Genomic DNA, 17670 nt, shown 5'->3' on the forward strand with positions numbered 1-17670 from the left:
TGAGTGCGGTCACATGGTCTCATACGCACGCAATGTGGTTTGGGCAGTGCGGATAAAATAATTCAACCTGATCGAAAAACCGTGATGATTGAGTTCGTCTGCTCGAAAAGTGCAAGTCGATACACCTACATGCTCTCGGAGATTCCAAGCGGGCAATTTCCAAATTTGCAAGAAGCGGCAGCGATAATCCTGTGGCTGTGTCCAACAGAGAACAGTTTCACCACCGCTGGAGTGTTCGACCTGTCCGGCGGACGCGCCATTTATTAGTCTTTCACGCGTCCGATGTGCTTGCCAACGGCTATCATTAGCCGCCTCCACTGATCCGTTGCGCCAATTCCAGGATTTCGTCCCGGCGATTCAATCTGTTAATGAAACGCTCGGGAATTTTATCGATACCGACGCTTGCGCCGACAAGCGCTCCGGTGAGCATCGCCCGTGTCATGTTCTGACCACCGCCGTTAATTGCGTGCAGTACGGCGCTCTCGAAATCCTGCTCAAAACGCGCAGCGAGGTAGTAGGCTGCCGGCAGCTGGTGATAGATCGCGCAAGGCATTCCGTAAACGATCGATACTTTCGAAGCGGGTTCGATCGTTACGCCTGAATCGTGTGCTGCGCATGCCATGTAACCCGGGCTCAGAAGCGCGTCGGGCGATGCAAATACACCGTCGAGAGACGCTTCAATATCGCCTGGCTGTGGAGGTTGCAGGTCGTCACGCACGATCGTGTGAAACGGCAGGTCGCCGGCTTTGACCTGCCGCATCAGAGTGCTGGAGATGTCGGCGTCGAGTCGGCGACCCTGCAGTAGCTGCGCAAGGACGGCACAGAACGCGACGGTCATCGATTGCACAATATCGTCGGACTGCGTCAGTGCCGTGTTTGACACGACGGCTTTGGCCATTCGTCGAGGCTGGCGCGCATAGCGAATAGCGAGCGGTAGCACGCGCTCGAGCGCTTCGGTGTTGTCGGCCCGCCCGGCGACGTCGCCCCAGGATCGGCCATCGCGGACTCGGGCGTTCCAGGCGTCACGAATCGACTGACTTGTGTAACCACCCGGTCCTGAGACGGGTGTGCCGTCGAGATTGGGGAACAGCTCCTCATCAAGTCGTCTGCAGAAATCTGCTTCGTCGTAGCCGTCACAGTCGATGAGCGAGTGGGCCATCAGCAGCATCAGGATGCCTTGCTGTGACGAGTCGCCGGCTTTTGACCCTGCGTGATAGCGTTCTGGCTGCGGATCGGTGTAATCGTCGATCCATTCGCCGTAGTCACGGACCTGTTCTTCGAGATTGTAATACCAGTGTGGGCCGAGACCAAGTGCATCGCCGACGAGTGCGCCAACGAAGGCGCCGGCTGCTCGCTGTTCGAACGAGAGGTCATTGGGGGGGGTAGGGTGCATGAGGGTCTACTCTTTCTTCAGCTTGTCTCGGAATATTACGCCTGGCGTAGGGTAGCCGGCAAGAAACGGACTTCATTGTACGCAAGGCACGTCCGAACCGTTGATTGTTATAGAGCTTCCGATGAATCAATGTATCGTATGCAAGCATCCGATCCTGCTATTCGCAAGCTGTTGAAGTCTGCGTTTATTTATCACGCTACCGTACAATAAAATCCGCTTCTTGAATGCTCAGCAACTACTCCAATTAGCGACCAATATTCAGCGCCAAATACCGATCAAAGTCATGAACAGCGGTAATCCTCCCATTTTTTGAATGCACCACTCCGGTTTTCAGGGGTGATTACCATTTCCCCAGCAAACCACATAATAGAATACTCATTCATTACTGAGGCTGGATAGTCCGGCCCCGGATGATTGGGCTTCAGAATATATGTGGACGACGTGCCCGCTTCTGGCTCATAGATTTCGTCCTCTCCCAGATCGATCAACATCTTGTGTTGAGCTCCGGCCAGTGACATCCGCTTTGGAGAGTCTTTCTGTAGAGAGGATCTGGGAAGGTTCCTGATTCGTTGGCTCAGCTGTTCGTTGGTCAGCCTTCTGCTCCCAGTTGGGAGGTCTAACGAACATTCGTATTCGAGTAAATTCAGAGCGCCGGCAGACTCGTTAGCGTATGAAAATTTCCAGATGTTTTCTTGCTCAGACAGGACGCCTACCGTTGCTCCGTTGTGATAAACCACCAGACTTCTCATGTTTTACGGCCCGATGAGATTGGGCTTGAATCCTTAGCTTTTTTTTCGCGAGGTGGGAGTTGCTTCATTTCCGTTGCTTTCAGTTGTTCGTATTTCGGCAACGCTATGTCGAATGTCATGTGGATTCTTAATTCGTCGAGCGAGCGTATAAAACGACCGAATTCGATTCCAAAAAAATAATTCGGCGTCTCCTTGTGTCTGCATCCATCGATCATGTGAGGCTTGCACACGATCTAGCATGAAGGCCCAGCCCATAAATGGCAGTAAACGAACCATATTCCGGGTGTCGTCTACGCTATCGATGGTGGTGTTCCCTTAATGCCAACCCGTGAATCACCTTTAAAGTCCCATACAGTTGGCGTAGTAGGTTGTGGTTGCAGGCCAATCCGAGAAAATCCCGATGACACCGACATCCTGAGCCAGCACATCAATTACCGTAAAGGTGTCGCCATCATTGTTAATAGCATCGGTGATGCTCTGATGATACCAGCCACCGCCGTTATTGAGCGGCCCGCTGCGTTCCACTGTCCAGGCAATCAGGTCAAGGCCTGCAGCTTTGGCGTTGATGGCGTATTCCGACGGTATGATCTTTTGTTTGTCGTCCAGGGTCAGCATTTTCCAGAGCGCGGGTGCCAGAATGGGAACCCCTTGCTGGACCAGATTTTCCATGTACACCATGGAAACGTTGTTCGGCTCATTCGGCTTCTGATCCAAAAATACGGCCTGGCGACCAAACTCCGGCATTTGATTGACCCAGAAGATAACGTCATCCAGTAGGAAGGACTGTGGCCATACATCTTCTGGGCTGACCCCGGCCTCGATGTATTCATTGATCATTTGGCGGGCATAGTCTTGTTGCGAATAGCCCCCGCTATAAGGCATATCTACCACCGGTGTTTTCAACTCCGGAGTGAACTTGACGCCGAGCTCCTTGAACAGTTCGATACTTTCACGATGACTCAACAGGGTGCCCCGAGTTGAATACAGGTCTGTACGCCAATCGGCGGTACCGCCAAGGTACGCTTCGGGTGTGGTGGCTTCAGGGTCAAAGGCATCCATTTTCCCTCTGAGTGATTTGAATTCAGCCAGTGTAATGTCGCTGGTGCGACATTCAGCCCGGGCCGGTGTGTCGGTGGCCGGATCGGCGGGCACAAAGGGCTGGGTGCATTTGGCGTTCAACTCCGGCACGGCCACGATGTTGGTGGTGGTGTGCAAATCATTTTGGGCATGACGACAGACCAATTCCCGGTCTTTGGTAAAGGCAACGTCACACTCGACAATTCCGGCCCCCATTCTGGCGGCTGCAACATAGGATTCGCGGGTATGTTCGGGAAATTGCAGGGGCGCGCCGCGGTGGGCAATGGAGAAATCCGACGATGCCAATAGCTTCGACTCGCACGCCTGCAGTGTGTTTTTTAGTTCGCCGGCATCCATATCGTTGATTAGAAAATAAGGTCGGGGGCCAAGCTGAACCAGCGTTTGGACGCTTTCGACGGGTGTCGCTTGATTGTTATTAGCCTCGATGCCGATGGTGGTGCAGCCGGATAACACCGCTAGCGAGCCAACGATCAGGGGCAAGGTAAACGCGAGCTTCATGACCAGGTCCTTTTGTTGTTTCGTTGTATAGCATCGAAGTCTTACCGTATTTGGAGTCAGTGTAGTGGCCATCAACTTGGGTCACAAGGTGAAGTGGTTCAAGACCCTGGAGGCTAAAAAAGCCGGGCACAGTGCCATGGCAGTTAGCCGGATCTGGAGCGCTTTTGGTTCAAAGCCCCAGACGCCACCGCGGTCATGAGTTTCTGGTCTTTTGTGTGACAGGGCGATCTTTATTGTTACGAGACACCAGCACCCAAGACGTGCTAATTTCTCCGTCGTTGCATCTACTTACCTGTTAATGGCAAGTAGAAGCCGGAGATTTAACACCTCCTTTATCGTCAATCATAATTATAAGTCCAATAGGGCGAAGGAAATGTTCATGCGAATTCTAAAATATGCAGTTGCCGTATCCATGCTGGCTGTTGCGCTCCCCTTGAGCGCGCAACAACTCTCGATCGCTACCGGTGGCACCGGCGGCGTTTACTACCCTATCGGCGGTGGCTTCGCCGAAATGATCAATAATCATATCGAAGGAGCCAAGGCGACTGCTGAAGTAACCGGCGCCTCGGTTGAAAATATGGGTCTGATCATGCGTGGCGATGCGGATCTTGCGCTTGCACTCGCAGACACGGTCTATCAAGCGTACACCGGCACTGATAATTTTGAAGATCGCCAGATCAAGAATATTCGCGCGTTGGCGTCGGTTTATCCCAATGCCGTGCAGCTGGTGACTCTGGCGGAATCGGATATTAAGTCTATTGTGGATTTGAAAGGTAAGAGGGTGTCAGTGGGCGCACCGGGCAGCGGTACAGAGCTCAACGTGCGGGCATTATTGGAAGCGAATGGCATCAGCTACGGCGATTTCGAGCCGCAGCGTCTGAATTTCAATGAAACGGCTGATGCGATCCGTGATGGCGATATCGACGCCGGTTTCTGGAGTGTAGGCCCGCCGACCAGTTCAATTCTTAACCTTGCCGCAACGCGCGATATCCGCCTGATTAGCCTCTCTGATGAAGAAGTCGCCAATGCACAGAATGAAGTAGCGGTTTTTGCGCCGTATGAGCTGGCAGCAGGCATGTATGACGGTATGGAAGAAGCGGTTCAGACCATTGGCATTCCGAACGTGCTCGTTGTGAATGCGGATATGGACGAAGAGTTAGCCTATAAGCTGACGCGACTGCTGTTTGAAAACACGGATGAGCTGATTGCCGTTCACCCCGCGGCGAACGACACCACCGTGAAGTTCACTATGGACTCCACTCCGGTGCCTCTGCACCCGGGTGCACTTCGTTACTTCGAAGAAGTTGGCGCTGTGATTCCGGATCGTCTGCGCCCTTAACTGCGAAGGGTTAACTAGCTATGCAAAGGCAATGCGGCACTGTTCTGTCACGCTTTGCGTTCGCCAAGCGTTTGCAGACTGCTCTGCTGTTGATTTGTTTGCCGCTCGCCGGAGCCGGGGCGTCTCCCGCTCCGGCGACTTCGTCTGACCGCCTTCAAGTTGTTACTGAGCAAGGCGAAATGCTGGTCGATATCGCTGTTCTACCGGGAATGCGCTGGTGCATTGAATGGAACCACTCGGTGAAAAAATTTGCCGTGCTGGACTGTTATCGAAACGTTGCCGGTGTGATGCAGTTAGAACGAAGTCACCAGCCCGATTTTGCGGCGGGTTTAGGCCATACGGTAGGGCGGGGTGAGCAAGTCTCTGACGGAGAAGGCGGCTACTGGATCAATGAAATTGACGAACCAGTGGTCAATAATCGATACGTTTTGCGCGTGGGCGCTAATGCGGTAAATCACCGCGTGGTATGGCTGGTAGGCGATCACCGTCGAGAAGTGAGTCTGAGCGACCAGGCCTCGGGACAGCGCGTTACTGTTCAACTTATCAAACCCCCACCGCCCAGCGTGAATTATAAGTAAGCCAGACAACGTCTGATGAGGACTTCATGAACGAATCCAAGCAACCGCCGACCATAATGCCGAGGGGAAAGGTGATTCAACCCCGCGCGGTGTTGTGGGCCATCACCATTGTAGCGGTGGGTCTTTCCCTGTTCCAACTCTATGCCGCGGGGCTTCAGCCCTTAGGGCTTTTTTATCAGCGCAGCATTCACTTGGCGCTCATCATGGTGCTGGCGTTTTTAATGTTTCCAGCCTTCGGCCCAAACCGCAAACGCGGGGTAACGGGATGGGGCCTGGACGTAATATTTTTAGCCGGTGCAGTACTGACGGGCGGGTATTTAGTACTCAATTTGGACGAGATTTTCAGTCGTGCGGGTTTTTGGAATAGCACCGATATTCTGGTCGGCTGTATCGCCACAGTGACCGTATTAGAAGCCAGTCGCCGTGCAGTGGGTTTCGGTATGACCGTGATTGGCCTTTTGGCCATTATGTACGCGTTTGCCGGCCCGCGAGGCGAGCTGCCGTGGTTGGGCCAATGGATGCCGGGTATTCTGGAACATCGGGGCTATAACATTGATCGTGTTGCCGGCCAGCTCTATCTTGGGCAAGAGGGCATCTTTGGTTTGCCGCTGGGCGTTGCGGCGACCTATATCTTTATTTTTGTACTGTTTGGAGCTTTCCTGGAATGCACCGGCGCCGGTAAATTCTTTATTGATATGGCCTATGCAGCCACCGGTCGCCAGCGCGGCGGGCCCGCCAAGGCAGCGGTACTAGCCTCGGCTGGCATGGGGTCTATTTCCGGTAGCGCCATTGCCAACGTGGTCACCACGGGCGCCTTTACCATTCCGTTAATGAAGAAACTGGGTTATTCGGCCAAACAGGCGGGCGGTATCGAAGCCGCAGCCTCTACTGGCGGGCAAATTATGCCGCCGTTGATGGGCGCAGGTGCCTTTTTGATTGCTGAGTACACCAATACGCCGTACTTGGAAATCGTTAAAGTCAGTATTCTGCCCGCGATTATGTATTTCGCCACGGTTTATCTGTTTGTACACATCATTGCCCTTAAGCAGGGTATGCAAGGGCTGCCCAAAGAAGAATTGCCGCAAATGCGTCAGGTAATGAAAGATGGTTGGCACTTCCTGCTTCCGTTAGCCATGCTGGTTTGGCTGCTGGCGATGAGTATGTCGCCGATGCGGGTGGGTTTCTACGCGGTGGTGACGATAGTGGCGGTAGCCGTGTTGCGCTACTCGGTGTGGTTTTTTGTCCTGGCGCCTCGGCAGGGGCAACCGGTGACGGTTACCGCCGTCAAAGACATTTTGCGTGCCGGCCTGGCCAAGCTTATAGAAGGCTTGGAGCTAGGTGCGCGCAATGCTGTGGCGGTGTCTATGGCGTGCGCGGTCGCTGGGATTATTGTCGGGGTGGTGGGTTTGACCGGCTTAGGTCTGAAATTCTCCGCCATGATGCTGGCCTTCTCTGGCGGCAACCTTGTCTTAGCCTTGGTGATGGTGTTGTTGGCCAGCCTGGTTCTTGGTATGGGACTACCTGTTACCGCCAGCTATATTGTATTGATTGTGCTAGTTGGGCCTGCATTGACGGCTGAGTTCGGTGTGCCACTGTTGGTCGCACACTTGGTGGTGTTCTGGTACTCCCAAGACTCTAACGTAACGCCGCCAATAGCCTTGGCAGGATTTGCCGGGGCAGCCATTGCGGGCAGTAAACCGATGGAAACGAGCTTCCAGGCGTGGAAGTTTGCCAAAGGGCTCTACCTGATTCCGCTGTTTATGGTCTTTAATCCAGAAATCATTATGGGCGGTCCCGTGCTTTTGGTGGCTTGGAATGCAGTCATTGCCATTCTGGCATTAGGGGCCTTTGCGGCAGCGTTGGAAGGGTATTTGTTTACCAAAATGTCGTGGCTGCCTCGTCTGGCTATTACTGCGGCAATTTTTGGTGTGTTTTACCCCAGTCTGATGACTGAAATTGCCGGTGTGGTGGTGATGATCTTTGTCATTTCTGCTAACTGGCTGGCGAGCAAGCGCGAAGCAACCGCAACAGCCGTAAGTGTTTAATCGCTACTAGGCGATGACTGTGTAAGACAGATTTGTTACTTGAAAAGCCCAGGCCCGCAATTTACCGGTCTGGGCTTTTGTGTTTTTTGCTGGGAACTTCTTTTCGGTTGCGAGCGAAGCGTTCTCTGTACTGGCTCGGTGTCAGCCCGGTTTTTTTCTGGAACATTCGGCGAAACGCACTTATATCTTCATAGCCAACTTGCCAAGCTATCCGCTCGATGGTTGTTGCGGTGTTTTCCAGTTTTTCCCGGGCTTTATGAACCCGTTGTTGTTGCAGGTATTCCGCCGGTCGTAGCTGTGTGGCTTTTATAAAACGACGGATGAACGTTCGCTCCGTAAGCGCGGCCATCGCCGCCATCGACGTAATATTTAATGGCTGGTCATAGGCCCGGTGAATATGGTGCTGCACGTGAAGGATGGCCCGGTCGTTGTGGTCCAGCACAGGTATAAAGCTGCGGTAGTAGCTTTGCTGGCGTACGCCGGTATCAACCAGTAAAAATCTGCCCAATGCCTGCACCACTGTTGGTGGCACATAGCGCCCGATCAGGTGCAGTCCAAGGTCCATCCAGGACATTACCCCGCCGGCGGTAACCAGGTCTGGATCTGTTATAAGCAATGCATCGGTGTCCAGTTCGATGGTTGGATATGCACAGCGGAAAGCGCTTTCCAACTGCCAGTGCGTGGTGGCGCGACGCCCCTCCAGCAGGCCTGCTTGCGCCAGAAAAAAAGCACCCGCGCAGGCCGAGCTGATGACTACACCCTGTCTGTGCCAAGTAGCTAATTGGGCGCCGATGATGGGTTGCGGATCAAGATAAGCTTGGCCGTCGAGTATTGGCGGAACAATTACCAGGGCTGGGGGCACGGCCCCGGGATCCATCGAAATAACCTGGTCCTCATCCAACTGCCAACGGCTGACGCTGAAGGTAATGTCAGGGGTGCTTTGAAGTTCACCAAGAATGCGATTGGCACTTTGAAACAGGTCTATCAGCCCGTAAACGGCTGAAAGTGCGGTGCCAGGCACAACCAGGATGGCGACATTGACGGTTTGCAACATGTCAGTTTTTGCCTTTTTATTGTCAGTAATGCCACCCGTGCAGGCTAACAGAGCACGTTAGTATAAGCAGTACCAATCTAACTGGAGAGACACATGACCAAGACCGCCCTGATTATCGTCGATATGCAGAATGACTACTTTCCTGATGGCAAATGGACGCTGAACGGCGTTGAGGCTGCTGCCGAAAACGTTGCAAAGGTGCTCGCTGATTTTCGCGAACGTCAGCAACCCGTGATTCACGTTCGCCATGAATTTGCCTCCAGCGACGCTCCGTTTTTTGTGCCGGGCACTGACGGCGCTAACATTCGCGCCAGCCTGGCACCGGCAGACGGTGAGTTCCAGGTTCTGAAGCACGAAGTAAACAGCTTCAAAGGCACCGAGCTGCAAGCTCTGCTGCAGCGCGAGCAGATCACCCATTTAGTGATTGCGGGTGCGATGAGCCACATTTGCATCGACGCCATCACCCGTGCTGCCGGCGACATGGGCTACGCCAACGTTGTTTTGCACGACGCATGTGCAACGCTAGACGCCGAGTTCAATGGCGTTAAAGTGCCGGCGGAGCATGTGCACGCAGCGTTTATGGCCGGCTTGGCATTTGCTTACGCTGAGGTTATTGCCACAGATGCTTTTTTGACACGGGCATAATGTAAGCTGTATCCGTGGCCCATCAAAAGGCGGTGACGTTTCTTCATAGCGTAGATGCTTTCCCGGGCCGCTAAGAATTGCCAGCGTCGGTGGCCAGTATGTAGGCCTGGCGCTGGTTTTTTTTATTCTGCAGGCGCTTGTCAACGCACTGTTCTTCGTCGTTGAGTATCACCACGCATTCCAGGCATTGAATGCATTCGTCGTAATCAATTCTTCCGTCTTTGCGAATGGCGTTAATGCCGCAGGCGTTCTTGCAATGCTGGCAAGGGGTGCCGCACAACTCGACCCGGTCCAGCCAGCTGAAGAGCCTTAGCCGGCCGATGATCGCCAAGCCGGCGCCCAGTGGGCATAGGTAGCGGCAATAGAATTTGTTGATAAACATCCCGATAACCAGCAACCCGACGGCGTAAACTACAAACGGCCAGTGACGTACAAAAAGCAGGGTAATGCTGGTTTTGAAGGGTTCCACTTCGACCAGCTTCTCAGCTATCGCAAGAGAGTAAAACGCCGTGCCCAGCAAGCCAATCAGAATAGGGTATTTGATCAGAATCAGGCGCCGATGCCACCGCTCTGGCACTTTGATCTGACGCAGGCGAAGCTTTTCGCCCAGCCAGGCGGCCATCTCCTGAAGTGCACCAAACGGGCATAACCACCCACAGAACAGGCCGCGGCCCCAAATGAACAGACTGATAAAGGTGTACACCCATAAAATGAAAATAATAGGGTCGAGTAAAAACACATTGAGAGAAAAACCATCCCAGATCGCCAGAAAAAGCGTGTAAATATTAACCACCGACAGCTGGCCCTGAGCGAAAAAGCCAATGTAAAACAGGGTAAAAAACAGAAATCCCCAGCGAAACCGGCGTACTTGTTCTGGGTGGCGGCTTAATGTTTTTTGGCGAGCGAAAAAAACAGTCAATACCGTGAGCGCTGTTAATAAAATGGTGATTTGCCACCAGCGCTGCTTCCACAGGCCGATCCATATAGGCTCGCGTTCATCCATAAAGGACGGAGCAGGTTCTACCGTTTCAAACAAATCCGTGTTGAAGCGAACAGGCACATCCATAATGATGCTGTCTCGCACCAAGTGGTTACGGGCAAGTTCGATGTGAACATTCAACGTGGCATCGGCACCGGGACTAAATCCAGCGCTTCCGCCCATGCGGAAGAAGTTGTGGACTGCCAGGTCGGGCATGCCGGCGGCCTGGAGCTCCAGGCCCTGACCGGATAGGTTCAAGTCGCGCATTTCCACGGACAGCCCATTCTGACTCAGATTAAGCCGCTCTGGATTGCTGCCGGGTATAAAGCTTTCGGATACGTGGGGAAAGGCTCCGCCGGACAGCACCAGCATTACTTGCGCGCCCGGGTCTATGTAAGCCATTAGCTTTTGATAGCCTTGGTCTCCCAACAGGTTTCGGCCTACCATAGGGGCGTTGATATAGCCGAAGAACAGTTCGGTGAAGGGGCTGTCGTCAGTCCCTTCAAAACCCTGAGGATAGTCCGCAAGTGGGCGGCCGAACTCAGATTCAATGGCATCACGGCTTAGCTTCCAATGGCCAATGTAGCCTCGCTCGAGTAGCTGTTGCCAGCTGAGCCTTTCAAAGAAATCTGGTTTTGCCCGTGTTTGAGCGGTTTGCACAAACCCCGCGAGTTTGCCGCGGGCTACTTTCAAAGCCGATGACAGCAAGGTGTCATTAATAATAAGAACGGAGACTGTGGCTTTGCTGACACCGTCAAAATACACCGTATGGCCGTCACTGGTTCGCTTTGGGCGGCCGGTATTGGATGTGTTTATAATGATTTGTTCCCGCAGTGACTGCCCTTTGTATTGATTAACAAAGTCGAACAGCGGTTCTTCTCCCAAGCCATGCAAGAACACCGGTTCGTGATGATTCAGTACTTTTACGCCAGTAAAGCGGCCACGGTTGTCCATGCCGACCAGCATGCTGATGGGCTGGCCTGCGAAGCCCTGAAGCCTGCTTAAATCGATCGACTCATAGGCATAGCCTAGTAGCTCTTGCAGCTGATAAACGGGATAAACGGGGAAGTCTGCCAACTTCTCTTCAATAACCGTTGCCGACGGAAACAGTTCCATTATCAGCGATTTTTTGTTTTCGGAGAGTTCTGCCTGAGCTGTGGAAAAGCAGCTAAAGAAGCAAATAATAAGGAGCGTGATGCGCCCGACCATGGGTTACCCCTGTTATTTTTCTAATAATAGGTCCTATGCTATTGGATTTGGGTTTTGGTTCAATGCGACCTCAGAGTCAGCCGTCTGCTACTTTACGACTAGTTCTCTTAGAAAAGAGCTGCTGACTCATCGAGCCGAGTCGCTTTTGGTTAATGCTGTCTCCAGCACCGCAGACCCTGTCCGGATACAGCGCCGCGAAACGGGTAGAGAATCCGAAGGCCGTGGGTGCAAATGTCGGCTCAATAGATTGCGTGCGTTTCCATTAGCCAGCTTGTATTGTTACTAAGAATCAGACTTACTATAGATTGTAATCCAGACATTGGTTAGGCAATTAACGGTGAAATGATGACCAATCGCCCCGAACAAAAAGTCAGTTTGACAGGCCTTGTTTTCGCATTGCTTGGATTGACATTTGTTGTCTGGACATTAGTATCCGCTGCTCCTCCGGAACAGGGTAAACCGGTTGCAACCGACGTTGCTTTGGGCGACTGGCAGGGCACGGCGGAATCAACCGAGGGGGCCTCTTCTCTTGGGGATGCGATACCGCAGCCTTCTACTATTGGCTTTCCGTCTCTGGCACTCACTTCCCATGCCCTGCACTTTTTGGCTTTTGAAAGGCCGCCTTCACGACTTCTTAGTTACCCCGGCCAGTCACAGGCCCCCCCTTCACTGCTTTAGACATTTGCGAACAGCTGGATTTTACTTGCCTGTATCTGGGTAAGTTGTGTCTGACGGAATGATCTTTAGTAATGAGGAATTACCATGAGCAATCAACTGCATGTTATGGCTGAACAACCGGTCAGTGCCCGTTTTCGGCTTGCGTCCCGGACGCAAAATACTCTTACCCACGACGATCTTGCAACCGAACTGCTGAAAGACTTCAACAGGCAAAGTCCGCTAACCGTCCGCTCATCAGAGGATATCCATGCGATCGGGAAAAAGCTGGAGCTTTCTGGAGAAACCTTGTGTGTGGTTATTAATCGCAAGGACGATGTGATCGGAATGCTGCACATGAAAGACCTGATCGGTTCCTTACCCATGAGCCTTGCCAGTCAGCGTGGAAGCTCCATTGCTGACCTGGTGGCACAGGATGTTATGCGGCCGGTTTGGAGCCTGCCAACGATTGGTTTCAAAAAACTGCAAAACCTGACCGTTGATGACTTGCTGTCCACTTTCAGGGAGTTGCATTCGGACTATCTTCTGGTCATAGAAACGGTTGCCGGTGAAGAGGATAAAGTTGTCCGCGGGCTTTTGTCTGCTGACGAGCTCAGCCGGCGACTTGGTGTTCCGGTGAACACCACCCCTCGTCCTGAGTCATTCTCTGACATCGTTCATGCTGTTCGGAAAACCTTGGGGTAAAACGCTTATGGCGGTGCGCCTGATGCGCCGGCCATCCTAAAAAAGGCAGGCCAGTTGTTTACTGGTCTGCCTTTTTTATTTTGTGGGTGGCAGTGAACATTACGACAAACTTGTTTAACCGTTCTTTGCCAGCTCACGCCCCTGACGCCCATTGCGAAAAATAGGAAATTTCGCAGGGTCGAGAGTCTTTAATTCTGATGGCACTCGCTATTTTGTCGCCAGAAGACGAATGGCACTGGCCGCAGCAGAGGTTCGGTTTTCAACGCCGAGTTTGCGAAAAATCTGCTCCAGATGCTTGTTCACGGTGCGCGGGCTCATGTCTAGAATCTGTGCTATTTCCCGGTTGGTTTTGCCATTGGCAATCCACAGCAATACGTCGGATTCGCGCAGCGTCAACTGGAATCGCTCCCTCAAAGCCGCGGTCGCGCTGGACCTGTTCTGTGGCGTTTTCAGCCGCAGCAGGTATTCCCGCCCGTCCACCAGAGCCAAGTATTCCACCGAGTGTTGGGTGTCTAAAGCGTTCAGCTGCATTTGATGTCCCGGGTCTGGGTTGTGGCTAAGCCACTCCGCGAGTTTGGCACGAATGGGCTGAAAGTCCGGATGATAGGTGTCCGGCAGGCAGCGGCACACCTGTGGCGTGCTCCATAGAAGATTTCCGTCCCGGTCTACCGCAAACAGGTTCTGGCCGGCGGTGTCCAGAGCACTGCGTGCGCTTCTCGCCATCCGTGCATTGGCCAGGTGCACGTCCATGCGCGCTAGTAATTCTGCGGTGTTGATGGGTTTTGTGACGTAATCCACTCCTCCGGAGTTAAGGCCCATGACCACGTGTTCGGTGTCACTCAAACCGGTCATAAAAATGATGGGTACATCGATGAAAGCTGGGTTTTCCTTGAGCCGCCGGCAGGTTTCGAAGCCGTCCATGTTGGGCATCAGGGCATCCATAAGGACCACGTCCGGGGTGATATTCCGGCTGATGTTCAGGGCCTGGCTGCCTTCGAGGGCGACGAGCACGGTCATGCCCGCTTCTTCGAGGGCATCGTTGATCATGCGGATAGAGTCGACTGCGTCGTCAACAACCATTACGACCGTTTTCCGGTCATCATGAAGTTTCATGTTCGGCTACCTTGAGGAGTTCAAGAATTTTTTCAAACTGAAAGTCGTTGGTGAGCGTGGTTAGCTCTCGGATGAAAGGCTGCTCTGCCTCACCGCCGTGTTTCAACCCATGAAGAACTTCCAGCAAGCCTTTGCGGTGGCCTATTCGTGCCAGATTGGCCAGTTCCTGTCGGTGCGCTTTATCGGGCAGCGCCAAGGTGCCTGTCTCTGGTGAGGGGATTTCGGCCAGTGGTTCGGCACTTTTTTCAAACCGCCAGTCCAGCGCCAGCATCTGGGCAATGATGTCCAGCAGCAGATCCAGACGTACCGGCTTGATGATATAGCCGTCGTTCAGTTGTGGAGAGTCTGCACGATCGCAACCTTCGCTGGCGTCAGCAGATACCATAACCACCGGCATGCTGTGCTGGTCTGCTCGCAACTGTTGCAACACCTCCCAGCCGCTATAACCGGGCATAGAAACATCCAGAAGTATCAGGTCTGGCCGCTCTGTTTTAACGGTTTCCAGTACGTGCAAAGCGTTGCCAATATCGCGGACTTCAAACCCCAGGGGAGACAGCATGGCGCGAATAACCTGGCGGTGAGAGGCGTCGTCGTCTACCAGCAATACCTTGCGCCGGGTACCGTGATAGCCGTAAATCCTGCGGGCAGGGGCCATGATGGAGTGGGGGCTGGCGCTGTGCAGGCTTGACAGCATCAGGCTCACCTTGAACACACTGCCCTGGCCGGGTTCACTTTCAACGGCGATATCGCCGCCCATCATTTCTGTCAGCAGGCGAGTGATGGTCAGGCCAAGGCCGGTTCCGGTGCGGCTTTGGCCGGGTGTACGGATACGTTCGAAGGGCCGGAAGATGCGTTCGATGTTATCCGGGGCAATGCCTTCCCCGGTGTCCCTTACGGTAAATTCGGCCACCTGGCTGCGGTAACGCAGAGTCAGGGAAACGCTTCCGCGGTCGGTGTACTTGATGGCGTTAGACAGTAAATTGATCAGGATTTGGCGTAGGCGCTTTTCGTCGGTTGTCACTCTTTCGGGAAGGGGGAGCGGGCAGTGGTAGGTAAACACCAGGTCTTTCTCTTCGGCTTGCAAACGGAACATGGTTACTAGTTGTTCCATCAGCAGGTCGATGCGAACCTGGTCCCTGTGCAGATCAAGCCGGCCGGCTTCGATTTTGGAAATGTCTAGCAGTCCTTCAATCAGGTCAGCGAGGTATTCACTGCTGCGGCGGATCACCCCCAAAGCTTCCTTGCGATGGGCTGGCACCGATTCGTCGTTTTCCAGAAGTTGGGCGTAGCCCAGAATGGCATTGAGCGGCGACCGGAGTTCGTGGCTGATCCCGGTCAGATAGCGACTTTTTGCCCCATTAGCGGCTTCTGCTTGCTCCTTGGCTTGTTGCAACGCTTGGTCGGTGCGTTCGTGGGCAACAATTTCTTCCATTAACAGTCGGGTTTGCCGCTCCGATTCCTCCTCCGCCACAACTCGGCTGCCATGGGCCAGCACAAACAGCCAGCAGATGACCCCGGTGACAATCAAAAGGATAAAAAACACTTTCCAAAGGGTGGCAGATAACAGCAAGGCCTCTGTTGCTGATGCGACGGGTGTTTTGTAGTGGATCAGCGACAACAGTAGGCCTGATAATCCGTTGATCAGGCATAGGAGCGTCAGGAAATGGCCAAGGCGAGAGTGCAGGCGGCTTACTATGGCTGGGGGCAATAGCTTGCCAAAAAACCGCTGAAGCTGATCTCTATAACCGGCACCCGGCTTGCAGGCGTCGCCGCAGCGGGCATCCAGGGAGCAGCACAGTGAACAGATGATACCGGCGTACGCAGGGCAAGTGGTGATGTCTTCCGGCTCAAACTTGTGCTCACAAATGGTGCATTGCACCAGCTCGCGATCTGTTGCGAGAAATTCTGGCGGGCGGGCAATGTAGAAGCGCCCTGCGGTCTTCCAGGCAATCAGGGGAGCGACGATTAGCGCCACGGCGATGGCGATGAAATGGGACAGTGCCTGGGCGGTTTGGCCCATAGCGCCGGTATGGCAGATAATACCGACCACGGAAGCGGCCAGCATGGCGCCAACACCGACCGGGTTGATGTCGTAAAGGTGGGCCCGTTTGAATTCAATGTGTTTAGGACTGAGCCCGAGTGGTTTGTTGATCACCAGATCTGCGACCAGGGCGCCGATCCAGGCGACGGCGATAATGCCGTAAAACCCGAGGGTTTCTTCCAGGGCGCGGTATACGCCCAATTCCATCACCAGAAGTGCAATGCCGACGTTGAAAAACAGCCACACCACGCGGCCCGGGTGGCTGTGGGTAAGGCGAGAGAAAAAATTTGACCAGGCTATGGAACCGGCATAAGCGTTGGTGACGTTGATTTTGAGCTGGCACAAAATCACAAAGATACCCGCCATGGCCAGGGCAAGTTCCGGCGAATGAGTAATGTAATTGAACGCGACCAGATACATCTGCGTTGGGTCAGCGGCTTCGCTTGCCGAAATACCGTTATTCAGTGCCAGCACGGCCAGAAAAGATCCAGCCAGAATTTTCAGTGCGCCGATAACAATCCAGCCTGGCCCGCCGGCCATAACGGCGATCCACCAGTGCCGCTTCTCTTTTTGGCTCTGCGGCTCGGGAATGAAGCGCAGAAAATCCACCTGTTCGCCAATTTGAGCGATCAGCGAAAACACCACCGCAGCGGCGGCACCGAACGCCACCACATTCAGCCCTTGCCCGGCCGTGCTGCCCAGCCCTTCAAATTCAGTCCAGTCGCCCACTGCGGAGGCGTCGGCATAAATGATGAATACGAAGGGCAGCAGTTGCAGCAACACCCATACCGGTTGAGTCCAGACCTGAAATCGGCTGATGGTGGTAATACCGTGTATGACTAGCGGAATGATCACCACAGCGCAAATCAGATAGCCAAAAACCAGAGGGATATCGAACAGCATTTCCAGGGCCATCGCCATTATGGCTGCTTCGATGGCGAAGAAAATGAATGTAAAACTGGCATAAATCAGCGATGTAATGGTTGAACCGATATAGCCAAAACCGGCCCCCCGGGTGAGCAGATCTATATCCACGCCATAGCGGGCGGCGTAGTAGCTGATGGGGATGGCGGTCAGCAAAATCACCAGGCTGACCGCCAGGATGGCCGCCACCGCATTGTCAAAGCCGTAATACAGGGTGATGGATCCGCCAATAGCTTCCAGAGCGAGAAACGAAATTGCACCCAGGGCGGTGTTGCTGACTCTCGCCGCAGACCAGCGCCGTGCGCTCTTGGCGGTAAAACGCAGGGCGTAATCCTCAAGCGTTTGATTGGCGACCCATTGGTTGTAACGGCGCCTAACCCGGAAAATGTTTTGTCGTGCGGCCATCTTTGTGTTGCCCGTATTACCCGGGAAGCGCCCGGTTTTGGTGCGGTTTCGAGTGTCTTTCGGCGGAGCCGAGCACTATTAACAAGTGCTTAACAAGTGCTTAACAAGTTTCGTGCCATTGACAGAGGAAGCAGTAGACAAGGCGCGGTTATTTTTGTACCGCGTAGGTTTAGCCTGCCCACGCGCTAACAGGAATGCGTCAAATGACGTAGTCCGCTGGGGTGATTACCGAATGGGCGCC

12 protein-coding genes are annotated in these 17670 nt (G+C 53.6%); 5 read left to right on the plus strand and 7 right to left on the minus strand.

The genetic code is table 11. The features are described 5' to 3' along the window. Positions 1-304: 304 nt before the first annotated feature. From MRBBS_RS05585 to MRBBS_RS05595, 3 genes are all read right to left on the minus strand, one after another. Positions 305-1393, minus strand: coding sequence for an ADP-ribosylglycohydrolase family protein (locus MRBBS_RS05585; protein WP_014870465.1), 1089 nt, complete (start codon positions 1391-1393; stop codon positions 305-307). A gap of 281 nt (positions 1394-1674) precedes the next feature. Continuing rightward, positions 1675-1884 (minus strand): hypothetical protein, encoded by a 210-nt coding sequence (locus tag MRBBS_RS19905; protein ID WP_014870466.1) that lies wholly within the window; start codon positions 1882-1884, stop codon positions 1675-1677. Positions 1885-2481: 597 nt separating this feature from the next. Further along, a complete protein-coding gene (locus MRBBS_RS05595; RefSeq protein WP_014870467.1) occupies positions 2482-3738 on the minus strand; it encodes a glycerophosphodiester phosphodiesterase family protein in 1257 nt (418 codons plus the stop codon). Positions 3739-4117: 379 nt separating this feature from the next. On the opposite strand from MRBBS_RS05595, the gene MRBBS_RS05600 reads away from it, so the two are divergent. The 3 genes from MRBBS_RS05600 to MRBBS_RS05610 are packed head-to-tail and all read left to right on the plus strand — an operon-like array spanning position 4118 to position 7700. Beyond that, positions 4118-5077, plus strand: coding sequence for a TAXI family TRAP transporter solute-binding subunit (locus MRBBS_RS05600; RefSeq protein WP_014870469.1), 960 nt, complete (start codon positions 4118-4120; stop codon positions 5075-5077). A 20-nt stretch (positions 5078-5097) separates the two neighbouring features. Continuing rightward, positions 5098-5655, plus strand: coding sequence for a DUF1850 domain-containing protein (locus MRBBS_RS05605; RefSeq protein ID WP_014870470.1), 558 nt, complete (start codon positions 5098-5100; stop codon positions 5653-5655). A 26-nt stretch (positions 5656-5681) separates the two neighbouring features. Further along, positions 5682-7700 (plus strand): TRAP transporter permease, encoded by a 2019-nt coding sequence (locus tag MRBBS_RS05610; RefSeq protein WP_041635101.1) that lies wholly within the window; start codon positions 5682-5684, stop codon positions 7698-7700. Positions 7701-7761: 61 nt separating this feature from the next. Here the strand turns inward: MRBBS_RS05610 and MRBBS_RS05615 are convergent, their stop codons facing one another. Then, a complete protein-coding gene (locus MRBBS_RS05615) occupies positions 7762-8754 on the minus strand; it encodes a GlxA family transcriptional regulator (RefSeq protein WP_014870472.1) in 993 nt (330 codons plus the stop codon). A 93-nt stretch (positions 8755-8847) separates the two neighbouring features. Between MRBBS_RS05615 and MRBBS_RS05620 the strand changes: the two genes are divergently transcribed. Continuing rightward, positions 8848-9399, plus strand: coding sequence for a cysteine hydrolase family protein (locus tag MRBBS_RS05620; protein WP_014870473.1), 552 nt, complete (start codon positions 8848-8850; stop codon positions 9397-9399). A 70-nt stretch (positions 9400-9469) separates the two neighbouring features. Here the strand turns inward: MRBBS_RS05620 and MRBBS_RS05625 are convergent, their stop codons facing one another. Then, positions 9470-11587 (minus strand): NosR/NirI family protein, encoded by a 2118-nt coding sequence (locus MRBBS_RS05625; protein ID WP_014870474.1) that lies wholly within the window; start codon positions 11585-11587, stop codon positions 9470-9472. 762 nt (positions 11588-12349) lie between these two features. On the opposite strand from MRBBS_RS05625, the gene MRBBS_RS05630 reads away from it, so the two are divergent. Further along, the gene (locus tag MRBBS_RS05630; RefSeq protein WP_014870476.1) at positions 12350-12946 is read left to right on the plus strand and encodes a CBS domain-containing protein; all 597 of its coding nucleotides are present in this window, start codon (positions 12350-12352) and stop codon (positions 12944-12946) included. Positions 12947-13153: 207 nt separating this feature from the next. On the opposite strand, the gene MRBBS_RS05635 is transcribed toward MRBBS_RS05630, so the two are convergent. Both MRBBS_RS05635 and MRBBS_RS05640 read right to left on the minus strand, forming a co-directional pair. Continuing rightward, positions 13154-14059 (minus strand): DNA-binding response regulator, encoded by a 906-nt coding sequence (locus tag MRBBS_RS05635; protein ID WP_041635102.1) that lies wholly within the window; start codon positions 14057-14059, stop codon positions 13154-13156. Continuing rightward, positions 14046-17429, minus strand: coding sequence for an ATP-binding protein (locus MRBBS_RS05640; RefSeq protein WP_014870478.1), 3384 nt, complete (start codon positions 17427-17429; stop codon positions 14046-14048). Before MRBBS_RS05640 ends, MRBBS_RS05635 begins: the two co-directional genes overlap by 14 nt. Positions 17430-17670 lie beyond the last annotated feature (241 nt).

The organism is Marinobacter sp. BSs20148 (genome assembly GCF_000283275.1).
Classification (GTDB): Bacteria; Pseudomonadota; Gammaproteobacteria; order Pseudomonadales; family Oleiphilaceae; genus Marinobacter; species Marinobacter psychrophilus.

Excerpts from the sequence above, each read along its gene's own strand:
- MRBBS_RS05585 (WP_014870465.1), bottom strand. The coding sequence starts at position 1,393 with ATGCACCCTACCCCCCCCAATGACCTCTCGTTCGAACAGCGAGCAGCC.
- MRBBS_RS19905 (WP_014870466.1), bottom strand. The coding sequence starts at position 1,884 with ATGTTGATCGATCTGGGAGAGGACGAAATCTATGAGCCAGAAGCGGGC.
- MRBBS_RS05595 (WP_014870467.1), bottom strand. The coding sequence starts at position 3,738 with ATGAAGCTCGCGTTTACCTTGCCCCTGATCGTTGGCTCGCTAGCGGTG.
- MRBBS_RS05600 (WP_014870469.1), top strand. The coding sequence starts at position 4,118 with ATGCGAATTCTAAAATATGCAGTTGCCGTATCCATGCTGGCTGTTGCG.
- MRBBS_RS05605 (WP_014870470.1), top strand. The coding sequence starts at position 5,098 with ATGCAAAGGCAATGCGGCACTGTTCTGTCACGCTTTGCGTTCGCCAAG.
- MRBBS_RS05610 (WP_041635101.1), top strand. The coding sequence starts at position 5,682 with ATGAACGAATCCAAGCAACCGCCGACCATAATGCCGAGGGGAAAGGTG.
- MRBBS_RS05615 (WP_014870472.1), bottom strand. The coding sequence starts at position 8,754 with ATGTTGCAAACCGTCAATGTCGCCATCCTGGTTGTGCCTGGCACCGCA.
- MRBBS_RS05620 (WP_014870473.1), top strand. The coding sequence starts at position 8,848 with ATGACCAAGACCGCCCTGATTATCGTCGATATGCAGAATGACTACTTT.
- MRBBS_RS05625 (WP_014870474.1), bottom strand. The coding sequence starts at position 11,587 with ATGGTCGGGCGCATCACGCTCCTTATTATTTGCTTCTTTAGCTGCTTT.
- MRBBS_RS05630 (WP_014870476.1), top strand. The coding sequence starts at position 12,350 with ATGAGCAATCAACTGCATGTTATGGCTGAACAACCGGTCAGTGCCCGT.
- MRBBS_RS05635 (WP_041635102.1), bottom strand. The coding sequence starts at position 14,059 with ATGAAACTTCATGATGACCGGAAAACGGTCGTAATGGTTGTTGACGAC.
- MRBBS_RS05640 (WP_014870478.1), bottom strand. The coding sequence starts at position 17,429 with ATGGCCGCACGACAAAACATTTTCCGGGTTAGGCGCCGTTACAACCAA.